Genomic DNA, 13,982 nt, shown 5'->3' on the forward strand with positions numbered 1-13,982 from the left:
CGATGCCGGCCTGGCGGGCCGCCATGGTCGGGGTGCCGACGCCCGGGAGCGGGGCGAATCCGCTCCAACCGCCGTTCGCGGCGCGGACCCCGTGGTGGAGCATGCCGTCGAGGCCGATGCCCAGCTCCTGCGAGGAGCCCCCGGGCAGCCCGGCGATCGCGGCCTCCGAGCCGCGGAACACGCCGGCTCCGCCCGACAGCGGACTGAAACCGGGCCAGCTGCCCGAGCTCTGGCGCACGCCGAGGAAGAACCCGGAGGACTGGGACGGCGGGGCGCTGGTGAGCTGGATGTCGAGGTAGTCCTGGTCGATCCCTATCGTGAAGCCGCCCCAGGTCTCCGCGTCCTTCGGCGAGGCGTACTGGTGGGCGCGCTGGTGGTTGGACCAGTAGCCGGCCGGTATCGCCGGGTCGTCGGTGTCCTCCCTGCCGTTCCAGTTGGCGCTGAAGACGGCGTCGGGCATGGCGTAGGCGCTGTTGCCGACGTTGCTGGCCAGGTCCTTCACTCCGGACGAAGAGCTGCTGTAGACACCGGAGTTGTAGCCCCAGGCGTGCAGCTCGTTGGTCCAGGCGGTGAGGAAGCCGAGCACCGCGCCCGAGTACTGCGGGGCGTAGGCCTCCATGTCGTAGTAGAGGATCGCGCCGGGGCCGAGGCCGAGGGCCTGGGCCTGGCTCATAGCGTCGGCGGCGGCGTTGGCGCCCTCGGTGGCGGGGGAGTAGATCTTCGCGGCCTGCACGCCGACGTACAGCGGCATGAAGGCCCAGCCGGCGGCCTGCTGCTGCTGGACCCACGAGGCCGTCAGGTTCGGCTGGGCGCAGGCCCGCTTGGCGCCGCCGATGTAGATGCCGACCGCCCGGTACGGGGAGGAGGCCATCCACGCGTTCATCGCGGCGCCGGAGGGCGCCGTACAGGCGTCGAATCCCTTGCCGGTGTAGTTCGTCGCCGACGCGGGTACCAGCGCCGGTGCCGCAGCCGGGGCGGCCTGCGAGGCCAGGGCCTGCTGGGACGGCGCGCCGGCGGCAGTGGTCGTGGCAGTGGTGGAGCGCGGTGCGAGGGCCGCCCCGGGCGCCGCCTTCTGGAGCACCGGCTGGTGCGCCGGCTCCGGGGTGAGCCCGGCGCCGGTGACGATCCGTCGTACCAGCGGCTCGTCCGTGTCGTACGTCCCGGTCACCGCGACGACACCGTCGCTCGCCCGGATCGTGCGCGCGACCGGGTTGGAGCCCTCCCGGTCCGGTGCGGCCGCTGCGGCGGGCTCGACCAGCAGCGCCTCCGTGCGGCCGATCAACCGCGGCGGGCAGACCTGCTGTTCGCCCGGGTGCCCGAGGTACACCGCGTGCTGGTCGAAGCGGACACAGGCCTGCGGGTCCACGGCCAGATCCACCACCGGCCAGGCCGCGGGCACCCGGAAGACGCGGCCCTGGTACGTCACCGCCTTGGTGTCCGGACCTCCGGCGGGCGCGGCTTCGGCGGAGCCGACGGCGGGAGCCGCCGCGAGCACGGCCATCGCGACGAACGCGGCCCTCCGGAGCGGCGTCATAGGGGACTTCACCCAGATCTCTCCTGACATTTGCGAAAGGCCGTGCGCCGAGAAGTCGGCCGCGCGGCACCGGCGGACACGATATCCACGCCGCCGACGGCCGACCGACACAGGGCCCGCCCCCGACAGCGGCAGGCGGGGCCCGCGTGCTGCGGGCCCCGCCTACCTCGGGGGTCTAACCGATCCGGCAGTGAGCGGGTCGCCCCGACGTCACGGGGTGAGTTCGGGCTTCAACGTCCACTGCTGGTTGGCCTGGAGCTGCGGGCAGTCGTAGATGCCGAGGCGGGTGCCCTGGGCGGTGGCCCAGCCGGGCAGTTCGAGGCACTTCCCGGCGGGGCTGCCCGCGTCGACGGTGGCCGGGAGGAAGATGCGGCCGTCGGGGCGCATGCTCCACTTCTGGCCGGCGGCCTTGTCGTCGCTGCAGAGCGAGAGGATGACCGGGGTGCCGTTGCCGAGCGCGTTGTTCTTGGTGGAGAGGCAGTAGATGCCGGCCCGGACGGTGCCGTCGGTGACGAAGTTGAAGCGCTGGTTGGCGGTCTGCCAGCAGCCGTAGACGGCCACGTCCGCCCCGTCGCGGGGCCCGCCCTCGGCGTCGGCGCAGAGTCCGGTGAGGTTGGAGCGGATGGACACACCGGCGTTGGCGTAGCCGAGGTACTGGATCGGGTTGAAGCCGTCGACCTTGTTGGGCGTGCCGGTCTTGCTGATGCCAGGGTAGACGGTGATGGCGTTGTTGTTGTCGATGGCCCAGACGTCCGGGAGGCCGTCGTTGTTGAGGTCCGCCGCGCCGACCTTCGGCTGGGCGGCGGCGGTCCAGTCCGCGCCGGAGAGGATGAGGAACCCCTGGTCGGGCTTGGTGAGGGACGAGTAGTCGACCGTCCCGTCGGCCTTCCAACCCAGGGCGTAGGAGTAGATGTTGCCGTTGGTGCGGTGCCGGGCCCAGATGGTGGTCTGGTTGACGGGGGTGGTGGTCCCGGGCTTGGTGGTGGCACCGTTGGCGGCACCGGGGGTGAGCAGCTCGTAGTCCGCCCAGCTGCCGCTGGCCGTGGGGATCAGGGTCGCCGAGCTGAGCTTGTCGGTGAGCCCTCCGGCTTGGAAGAGGTAGAGGCTGGGCGGGTTGTTCGGGTTCTCCTTCTCAAGGGTGAGAACGGAGGTCTGGCTCATGATGATCGTGCGGTTCGGATCCTTCACACTTCCTCCGATGGCCTCGCCTTCGGGGGTACCGATCGCGGCGACCTGGGAGACCTTGCTCCAGACGTTTGGTGTGTAGTTGGGGCACGAGGCACCGGTGCCGTAGGTCGTGCAGGTGAGGGGACGGGGCAGGGGAGACGACGTCAGGCTGGCGTAGTTGCCCGTGCCGTCGTTGTTTATCAGGTAGAGGGCCTCGTTGAGCGCGGCAGGCGTGGCCTTGGTGTAGTGGGCGACGATCTGGTCGACGGCCTGACCGGAGGCGAGGGTGCCGTGGTGGCTGATCTGAAAGTCCGACCAGGTCGTGCCGTAGTTGTCGCTGCCAGGGGCGGCTGCTGCTGGGGCGGCCTGCGAGTTGATCGGGTCGGAGGTCCCGCCGATGATGCGGAGGTCACCCTTGGCGTTGGCCGTGAGGATGTCGGGCTTCTGGTCGTTGTCGACGTCGCCGAACAGGGGTTGGGTACCGGGCCTCCAGGGAGCGTAGAAGCTGTAGATAGCAGGCTGGCTGTAGTTGCCGGCATTGTCCATCGCCCAGGCGTAGACGAAGTTGGTGCCCCAGTTGGCGGGCCTGACGTGGACGGTCTCGTTGGGCCCATGGGTGTCGGGCCGGTTGCACTGCCAGCCGACGACCGGAGTGGGGTCGGTGCTGACGCGGACACAGGCGATGCCGGAGGCCTGGAGTCCGGTGGCGGGAGCCGGGTCCTCGGCGTTGATGGTGAAGGCGCCCCAGTCACCGGCGTACTTGGCCGGGTGGTCGTTCGGGGTACCGGAGGGCGGGAACTCGCTGGAGCTGATGCTCAGCCGGGGGTTCGTCCGGTCGACGCGGAAGTAGCACCAGGCGCTGTTGGGCGAGGTGAGGATGGTGTCGGTGGAGCGGGCGAGCCACCCGTACTGGTGGCCGTCGGACAGCGAACCGACGCTCAGGGCCGGCCCCGGGCTGTTGTAGGAGCCGCCCCAGCTTCCGTTTTCAATCCGGAAGTTGGGGTCGTTGTCGTCCCACATGATGTAGCCGGTATAGAGGGACTGCCCGGCGGGAGAGTAGCTGTCGGCGGTGAGGTAGAGGTTCAGGTTGTTGCCGACCCACCCCGGGTTGTCCCAGGCGTAGGAGCCGCCGCTGTTGCACGCGGCCGTACGGCCGTCGGTCGCGAACCCGGGACTGGGACTGGTGCGCGGGTTCCAGATGGTGGGGGTGATGTCGTACGTGGTGGTGACGCTGGGGTTGTTGGCGATGGCGTGGCGGTAGAGCTTCTCCCACTCGGTGGCCTGCGGGGCGATCGCGATGGTCCAGGTGGGCCACCGTCCGGCAGCGGCCTGCTTCATGATGCCGGTGACGTCGATCGCGAGGGGACCGGTGCCGGTGATCTTCTGCCCGTTGACGAAGGAGCAACCCTCCATGACCGTGTTGCCGTTCTTGCCACACGGCTGGTTGATCCAGGTGGTGCCCTCAGTGATGCCGCTCGGGGCCCAGTAGACGCCGAGGTCGGTCGGGGTGCCGGGGCTGGAGGCGCCGGTGACCTGGCCGTTCAGAGTGGAGCTGAAGAGTGTCGGCGGGGACTCCGCGCCGCCGGCGACGGTGTAGATGGCCGGGTTGACGTTGAACTGGAAGTAGGCGCGCTGGCGGCCCTCCTTGCCGCAGTCCAGGTTGGGGTCGGAGCTGTGGTAGCCGCAGAAGCCGGTGGCGAGGTTGGACTTCTTGTTGTAGTTGGGAGCGGTCTCGTGGTTCTCCTGGACCTCGACCGAGCTCTGGGTGTAGCTGGTGACGGCGGTGAGTGTCGGGTCCAGGTACCAGGGCCCGGTGCCGGATCCGAGCGCGTGCTGATCTGGTGTCAGTTCGACGGCGTTACCGGTGACCTTGCTGCCGATCGCGGCGACATTCGCACCGTCGCCCGGTGCCTCAGCGGTGGACGGGGTGCCGTTGGCCGGTTGCGGAGCGGTCTCGGCCGCTGCTGCGGACGCGGCGAGCTTGGCCGATTGGGGTGCAGCGGTGGGTGATTGCGCTGCAGAGCTGGAGGAGTCCCACTGCAGGGGCGCGGGTGACCGGAACCGCAGGGCGCCCGTGTCGTCCTTGACGTCGATCCGTCCGTGGTCGTCCGAGGTGACGGTCAGGCCCTGTGCGGTGATCGGGAAGCGCAGGGACTTGAGCGAGGGGTTGGCGGCAGCCTGGGGTGTGCGAACGACGATCACGTCGCGCCATCCGCCGACCGGAAGTGCTGTCAGCTGGAGGTCGACTCCGGGCAGGACGTCCGCGTAGGTGGCGGTGGGCCCGTTGAGCGCCGGCTTGGGGAGGGCGAACGGAGCGTCCAGGGAGAGCTTCTTGCCGTCGGCGGTGGACAGGGTGGCCATCGGGCCGTTGCCCCCGCCGGAGAACCTCAGGGCGGTGCTGGCGACGGCGGGGCTGAGGCTGCCGTCCGCGTTGGGCCGAAGAGTGGCGTCGATGTCGGCCCAGGCCCCGTCGCGCCTGGTGCGGACGGGCAGCGCGTTGTCGGTGGTCGTCAGCGTGCCGTTCGGGTTCGCGATCGTCTTCGACGCTTCGTCGGTCATCACCTCCACGACGACCTGCTTGCCGGTCGACTTGGCCTTGGCTACGGCGTCGACCATCGCCTGCTGTACCGGCGTGCGGGGAGGGGCGGGCGAGGAGGGAACGAGCGGGGGCACACCGCCGACCGGCCCGTGGGTGGACGGGGTCGTGGTGTCGGCCGCGAAGGCCGCCGGTGTCGTCAGCAGGCCCAGGCTGAGGATGCAGCTCGCGCCGAGTGAGGTGAGGCGGATGGCGCGCGTGCGTGGGGACGGCGGCGGTGACGTGTTCGCATAGGAGCGAGATGTGTCGGACATGTCGGTCTTGCGGTTCCCTCCCGGTGTGCGACGCCACTCGTGGGGTCGTCGTTCGGGTCGGAACGATGCGGCCTGACTTGCAAGTAGGTCAAACCCGCTGACGAATTGAGCGGACATGTCTGGATAGCGCTGGATGGGCAGATCAAGAATTCATAAACATCACATGCATAGTGGCCGAACAATCTGGCGGCGCATTCGGGAGGTCACCTATCGTCACCTCGACCATGGGATGACCCTGTCCATATGACGTCGTGTCGACAATTTCTGAGGAGACGCCACAGTGAGGCTTTGGCCTGCCCGTACTCGGGTCGGGAGACCAGGAGGTGTCCGCTGGCGGTCACCCGCGATAGCGGCCATGGTGGCCCTGGCGATGACAGGAGTCGCGGTACCGCCCGCGGTGGCGTGGACGATTCCCGAACCGCAGGGTGAGGTCTGGACTCCCCCGACGCCGTTGGGCTCGGGACCCGTGCCGGTCGTGGGGCGTGACGTTCAGCCGCCGGCAACCAGTCAGGCCGCCAAGCCGGCGGACCGGAAGCCCGAGGTCGCGGCGCCGGTCGTCACCGGGACCGCGACGGTCACGCTCGGGGCCGACAGCGCCGAGGCGAAGGCTGCGCGCTCCGCGACTGGTGGTTCCTCACCTGCGTCAGGAGGCTCGACCGGTTCCAAGGCCGGGCCCCTCGCCGTGAAGGTTGCTCCGGGGGCCGGCGCGGGCGAGAGTGCGCACACGGTCACCGTCGAGGTGGTCGGTCAGGAGAAGGGCAAGGCCGCGGGCGTCACCACGCCGCTGATCGCCCTGTCCGACGCCGAAGCGGCGGCCGGCACTGACGGGCGCTCCGCGACCGTCACACTCGACCTCAAGGGTCTGCAGGCGCTGGGCTGGTCCGACCGCGCCGTCCTCGTCTCGCTTCCGGCGTGCGCACTGACGACTCCGGAGCGGTCCGAGTGTCGTACCAAGACCCCCGTGCCGTCCAGGTCCGACGGCCAGGGCAAGATCACCGCCGACATCACCCTGCCCCCTGCCGGGGCCGGCCAGCCTGCCTCCGGCAACGGCCAGGACAGCCCGGTGAAGTCCTCGCTCGCCTCAGCGGACACCCCTGCCGTGGCGCGGACGGCCAGTGGTGCGAGCGCGCCTCTGGTGCTCGCGGCGGACCCTTCGCCGTCCGGCTCCCTGGGCTCCTACACGGCGACCCCGCTCTCCCCCTCGGGCGCATGGAGCTCGGGATCCAACGCGGGGAACTTCACCTACAACTACCCGATCCAGGTCCCGCCGTCGCTCGGTGGCGAGGCCCCGCCCGTGGCCCTCGGCTACAACTCGGCCGCGGTCGACGGCAAGACCTCGGCGACGAACTCGCAGTCCTCGTGGATCGGCGACGGCTGGACCTACGAGCCCGGCTACATCGAGCGTTCCTACAAGAACTGCGACAAGGCGGGCATCACCGGCTCGGCCGACCAGTGCTGGGGCGGCCAGAACGCCACGCTCTCCCTCGGTGGCCGTTCCGGCACGATCGTGCGGGACGACGCCAGCGGTGTCTGGCACCTGCAGGGTGACGACGGCTCGAAGGTCGAGCAGCTCACCGGTGCGCCGAAGGCGGCCGGTGACGCCGACTACCGGGACATGGAGTACTGGCGGATCACCACCGGCGACGGTACCCAGTACTACTTCGGCCGCAACCACCTCCCGGACGGCGACGGTACGGACCCGGCCACCAACTCGGTTCTGACCTCACCGGTGTACTCGCCGGACGCCTCCGGTCCCTGCTACAACTCCGGGACCGGCGCCGGTTCGTGGTGTCAGATGGCGTGGCGCTGGCAGCTCGACTACGTCGTCGACGCCCACGGCAACCTCACGACGTACAAGTACGCCACCGAGGGCAACAAGTACAGCCGTGGCCGCGCCCAGAACGGTGGCAACGGCGCCCTCACCGACTACCAGCGGGCCGGCTACCTCAAGGAGATCGGCTACGGCCAGCGCCTGGACGGTCAGAAGGCGGCGAAGGGCGCCCTCAACCCGGCGGCGAAGGTCCTCTTCAACGTCGAGGAGCGCTGCACGCCCTCCGGTGCGGTCACCTGCGCCGAGAACCAGCGCACCAGCGCCAACCAGGACTTCTGGCCGGACGTTCCGATCGACCAGATCTGCACCGACAACTCCTGTGTCAACTCGGCGCCGACGTTCTTCACCACCAAGCGCCTGACCGCCGTCACCACCCAGGTCCTGGTGAACTCCGCCTACCGGACCGTCGACACCTGGAAGTTGAACCAGAAGCTCGCCGATCCCGGTGACGGCACCAAGAAGACGCTCCAGCTCGACTCGGTCCAGCGCGTCCCGAGCAACGGCCAAACGGCGATCGAGAACCTGCCGGCGGTGCTGTTCGAGTACGACATGCTGGCCAACCGCGTGGACGGCCTCGTCCCGGCGTCCCCGATGTTCATGCGTCCTCGCCTGAAGGGGATCACCACCGAAACCGGTGGGCGCATCAACGTCATCTACAAGGACCCCGAGTGCTCCCGGGTCAACCACCACATGCCGGCCTCCGAGGACCACAACTCGATGGCCTGCATGCCGGTCAAGTGGTACCTGCCCGGCCAGTCCTCGGCGAACCCGGTGAACGACTGGTTCCACAAGCCGATCGTCAAGACCGTCACCGAACAGGACCTGGTCAGCAGCCCGTCCGTCAGCAAGATCACCGAGTTCGCCTACGATGACGGTGGTGTCGCCTGGCACCGCAACGATGCCGAGTTCGCCGACCCCAAGACCCGTACCTGGGACCAGTTCCGCGGCTACCAGTCGGTGATCACCACCACCGGCAGCGGCGACGCCTCGGAGAAGGCGCCGAAGACACAGCAGAAGGTCACCTACCTGCGAGGCATGGAGGGTGACTATCTCGCGGACGGCACGACCCAGCGCACGAAGCAGGAGACCGAGGTCGGCAACCCTCTCGGCGGCACAGCGGCCGACAGCGACTGGCTGAGCGGGCGGGTCATCGCCACCGAGGTGTACGACCGGGCCGGAGGCGCCGTCAAGGCGGTCTCCGGCAGCACGTACAGCGGAGCGACCGGTCCCACCGCCACGCACGAGCAGAAGACGGGTGGCGCTCCGAAGATCTACGCCCGCTACCCGGAGTCGCAGGTCACCGCGATCTCCAAGGTCAAGCTCTCGGACGGCAGCTGGCGCACCGCGACCGCGATCACGACCACCGATCCGGCCCAGGGCAACCGCGTCATCCAGACCAACGACAAGGGTGACGGCACCCCTGCCACCCCCGAGACCTGCACCACGACCAGGTACGCGACCAGCGACAACCCGCAGCGGGTCACCCTGGTTTCCGAGCAGACCACCATCAAGGGGTCCTGCGGTCCCGAGCCCACGGCCGCCAACACGATCTCCGGCAGCCGCGTCCTCTACGACGACAAGGCCTTCGGCCAGGCGAGGGCGACCGGTGACCCGACGAGAAGCCAGGTCCTCGACCGCTTCGACCAGGGCGGCAACGCCGTCTACGTGCACAACGGCAGCGCGACCTTCGACGGCTACGGCCGGAGTCTGACGAGCGCGACCACTGACGGATCCACCTACAACCGTGCCGGTGCGCAGCTGAGCGGCCCGTCGGTCACGCCCGCCGTCACGACGACCGCGCTGACACCGGCCTCCGGAGAGCTGCCCACCGAGGTGCGGACCACCGGCCCGATGGGGGCCGGCTGGACCACCACGGCCAAGCTGGATCCGGCCCGCGGCTCACCTCTGACCAGCGAGGACATCAACGGCCGTGTCACGACGTCGCAGTACGACGCCCTGGGCCGTACGACAGCCGTGTGGGCGCCGGACCGGCCGACCACGGCCCTCCCGAGCCGGAAGTTCAAGTACTCCCTGAAGGGCTCGGCCGGGCCCTCCGCCGTCACCACCGAATCGCTCAACGACGACAAGGCCACCTTCTCCGCCACCGTCGACATCCTCGACGGCCTGGGCCGACCGCGGCAGAGCCAGCGCACCAGCGACGCCAAGCCGATCGGTCGTCTGATCACCGACACCAAGTACGACACGCACGGCTGGGTGATCAGTACGTCCAACCCGTACTACGAGGCGAGTTCGTTCCCGAGGGAGTCGATCTTCGCCCCGCAGGACGGTCAGGTACCCGGGCAGACCGCGAACACCTACGACGGCAACGGCCGGGTCATCCGTTCGGAGTTCCTCTCCTACGGAAACGTCCAGTGGGCCACCACGACGGCCTACCCGGGTGCGGACCGGACCGACGTCACGCCCCCGTCCGGTGCGACCCCGACCTCGACCGTGACCGACGCCCTCGGACGGGCCGTCGCAGGCTGGCAGTACCGCACGCCGACCGCGACGGGCAACCCGGCTGACGCGGACGTCACCACGTACAGCTTCACTCCCGCAGGCCAGTCTGCCGGTCACACCGACAGCAGCGGCAACAGCTGGACCTACGAGTACGACCTGCGGGGTCGGCAGACTTCCGCGTCCGACCCGGACACCGGCCTGACCCGGACGTTCTACAACGTCGACTCGCAGGTCGACCACACCACCGACGCGACCGGCAACACGCTCGCCTACACCTACGACCTGCTCGGCCGGAAGACCGGGACGTACAGCGGGAGCGTCGCCCCGGCGAACCAGCTGGCGGCGTGGACCTACGACAGTCTTCTCAAGGGTCAGCCGACCTCCTCGACCCGCTTCGTCGGCGGAGCGGGCGGCGCCGCCTACAAGAAGGCTGTGACCGGCTACGACACCGCCTACCGCCCGCTCGGCACGTCCGTCACGCTCCCCAAGTCCAAGGACGTACCGGTCGGCACGCTCCCCGCGGGCGAGGACGCGCTGGGCGGCACCTACACCACCACCAACTCCTACACCCCCGTCCTCGGTGTCCTGGACCAGGTCGACATCCCCGCCGCGGGAGGTCTGCCGGCCGAATCCGTGAACTACGGACACACCATCACCGGGCTGCTCACCTCGTCGGCCAGCCTCGGCAAGCCCGTGGTCGCGCAGGTGGCCTACGACGCGCTCGCCAGGCCCACCCGGACGACGGTCGGCGAGTACGGGAAGCAGGTCGTCTCCACCCAGCAGTACGACTGGGCCACCGGGCGGGTCATCAACTCGTTCGTCGACCGCCAGATCGGCACCGTCTCCCTCGACGAGACGGGCTACACCTACACCTCGTCCGGCCGGATCACCTCGGTGACCGACCTGCAGAACGCCACCGCCCGCGACAACCAGTGCTTCACCTACGACTACCTCGGGCGCCTCACCCGGGCGTGGACCGACACCGCGGGTACTCACACGACCGCCGACTGGACGGACACCAGCGGTCTGAAGCACGGCACCGGCAGCTCGTCTGTCGTGCCGGGCGTCGGAGGCTGCAACAACGCAGACGGTCCGGTCACTACCGGGCCCGGTACCAACAGCGTCGGCGGCCCGGCGCCGTACTGGCAGGACTACACCTACGACGCCACCGGCAACCGCACCAGCCTCGTCCAGCACGGGCCCGCGTCCTCGACGACGCTCGACCCCTCTCAGATCACCCAGGTGGCGACCGCCGCGGACGGTGGTCGGACGTGGTCCGTCGCACTCGCAAGTGGAGCGCTGTGGCTCGGCTCGCAGTCCCAGGACGGTGCCTGGTCCCAGTTCACCGACTTCATGGCGCAGGCCGGCACCCTGCCCGCCGTGACGGCCGTCTCGGCCGCGGTGAGCAACGGCAAGCTTCAGGTCATGGCGATCGCCGGAGGCCAGATCTGGCACACGGTCCAGGACGGCGACGGCTGGCAGAAGTGGCGAAGTGTCTTCGACGTCGTCGGAGCGCTCTCCCAGCCCAGCCAGCTCTCCCTGACCGCCACCGCCTCGGGTCTTGAGGTCCTCACCTTCTCGGCGGGCAAGCTGTGGCACACCGTCCGTATGGACAGCGGCAATTGGCAGCAGCAGGGCTGGGGTGACGTCTACACCGTCACCGGAGCTCTCGGCTCTGCCTCCCAGGTCGCCGCTTCCGCCACCGCCTCCGGCTTGGAGATCATGGTCGGTGCCGGCGGCAGGCTCTGGCACACCGTTCGCATGTCCAACGGCCAGTGGCAGGCGCAGGGCTGGGGCGACGTCTACAGCGTCACCGGCGCCCTGTCCGGTGCCCAGACCGGCCAGGGCCAGCTGGCCCTCGCCAACACCAATGACGGACTCCAGGTCGTCGCCATCGCCCAGGGCAAGCCGTGGCACGTCGTGCGCAACAGCGCCGGCTCGTGGTCCCAGTGGGGCGACATCACCGGCGCCGCCGGTCAGGTCGGCACACCCACCTCGGTCAGTGCGGCCGGACTGGGCGCCGATCTGAAGGTGCTCGTGTCCGGCGCGGGCAGGATCAACCAGACCACGCGCGACGGCACCAAGAACTGGTCCGCCTGGTCCCCGATCGCCGCCGCCAGCGGCGCGAGCAGCAGCACCACGCAGACCTTCCGTCCGAAGGGGAGCACCAACACTCCCACCAGCGCGCCCAACACGGGTGGCGGAACCGGAGGGCCCCATGCCCTTCTGACCTCGACGACCACCTCGTCGAGCGGCACCAAGGCGGTCGGCTACCAGTACGACGCCAAGGGCCGGACGACCGCCATCACCGACACCGGCGGCACCACCACCCTGACCTGGAACGGCGAGGACAAGCTCACCTCCCTCGCCAAGACCGGTCAGGCCGGGGCCACCACCTACCTGTACGACGCCGACGGCAACCAGCTCATCCGCCGCAGCCCCGGCAAGACCACCGTCAACCTGCCCACCGACGAGCTCACCCTCGACACCGCCAGCGGCTCGATGAGCAACGTGCGCTCCATCGGCGCAGGCGGCGGCCTCACCTACACCCGCGTCACCGCCCCGATCGGCGGCGGCAACGTCGTCGTCCAGACCGCTGACCCGCACGGCACCAACGGCGTCCAGATCACCACCGACGCGGCCCAGTCGGTCACGCGGCGGGCCACCGACCCCTTCGGCAATCCCCGCGGAGCCCAGCCCAGCGCCTCGGCATGGGCCGGCACCAAGGGCTTCGTCGGCGGCAGCAGGGACGACAACACAGGCCTCACCAACCTGGGGGCGCGTCAGTACGACCCGGCCACCGGCCGGTTCATCAGTCCGGATCCGCTTCTTGATCCGGGAATTCCGCAACAGTGGAACGGCTACGCCTACAGCGAGAACGATCCGATCAACCTCAGCGACCCCAGTGGCCTCGCTTCAGAGGAGTGCGGAAAGCTCTACGACTGCCACGGCGGAACGATCACCAAGAACAACACCCAGGAGACCAGCGAATACGTCAGCGTCAGCGCCCAACAGCGCTACTACGCCGAAACGAAGGATTCCGGATACTCCGCGGACCGTGAGTACGTCTACTCGCAGATCCTGAAGAACGGCAAGGTCGTCGACCGTCGTCCGAAGACGACGCTGGCCGCCCTCAAGAAGATCGGCCAGGCCCTGCTCTTTGGGGCCTACGAGTTCACCTCGGCAGGTGACTTCAAGGACTGCTGGGACGGGGACGGGGTTGCCTGTGGTTTTGCTGCCACCTCACTCTTCAAGACAAGGTGGATCAAGGGCCTGGGCGAGGTCGTGCTCAGGGACATCCGGAAGGCTCCGGATGTCCCGCAGCCGAAGAGCACGCCGAACGTTCCCACGAAGTGCGACAGCTTCCTCCCCAGCACCCGAGTGCTGATGTCCGACGGCAGCACGAAGCCAATCGGGGAGATCGAGCCCGGCGACGTTGTCACGGCGACCGACCCACAAACCGGCGAGACCGGCGCCAAGGCGGTGACCGCGAAGATCGTCACTCCTGACGACGCCAGCTTCACCGAGCTCACTCTCGCCACTCCCGGCCAGGAGAAAGAGCCCGGTGCGGCGACAACGCTGGTCTCCACTTCTCACCACCCCTACTGGGACAGCACAGCCAGCCGCTGGGTCGAGGCCTCGTCTCTCGAACCTGGCCACCGCCTGCGCATCCCGGACCAGGGTCACCTCGTCATTGTCGGGGCCAGGACCTACACCACCCAGCCTCAGCGCGCCGACAACCTGACCATCGCTGACGTCCACACGTACTATGTGCTGGCCGGGACGACGCCAGTCCTGGTTCACAATTGTGGAGGATCCGCAGACGACCGTGCTGGTCTTGACTTCACGGACAACGGACGACAGCAGGTTTATGACGCCAACGCGGCAAAGAACGGCGGAACTTACAAATGTGACTACTGTGGTCGGACTGTAGAGCGCAGGGCTTCACGAGGGCCCGACGGAAAGGCGGTCAAGGGTCTTCCGGATGACGCACAGATCGACCATGAGATACCGAAGGCGCAGGGTGGATGTGGGGCCGCCCACAATGGCTGTGTAGCCTGTAGGGCCTGCAATAGGGACAAGTCGGCAAAGACGGTTGAAGAGTGGGACAACGAACTCAGAGAATTCCTGGAGGATTAG

3 protein-coding genes are annotated in these 13,982 nt (G+C 69.0%); 1 reads left to right on the forward strand and 2 read right to left on the reverse strand.

Annotated elements, in window-relative coordinates; all coding sequences use genetic code 11:
- The coding region (locus ACGFZP_RS18840; protein ID WP_392934021.1) for a glycoside hydrolase domain-containing protein at nt 1-1,546 on the reverse strand (1,546 nt) is incomplete at its 3' end.
- 198 nt (nt 1,547-1,744) lie between these two features.
- Nucleotides 1,745-5,551, reverse strand: a complete 3,807-nt coding sequence (locus ACGFZP_RS18845) for a ricin-type beta-trefoil lectin domain protein (protein WP_392934023.1) — start codon at nt 5,549-5,551, stop codon at nt 1,745-1,747.
- Between the two features lie 682 nt (nt 5,552-6,233).
- On the opposite strand from ACGFZP_RS18845, the gene ACGFZP_RS18850 reads away from it, so the two are divergent.
- Entirely contained in the window at nt 6,234-13,982 is a 7,749-nt protein-coding gene (locus tag ACGFZP_RS18850) for an RHS repeat-associated core domain-containing protein (RefSeq protein WP_392934025.1), read from the forward strand.

Origin of the sequence: Kitasatospora sp. NPDC048239 (genome assembly GCF_043202015.1) — a bacterium.
Lineage (GTDB): Bacteria > Actinomycetota > Actinomycetes > Streptomycetales > Streptomycetaceae > Kitasatospora.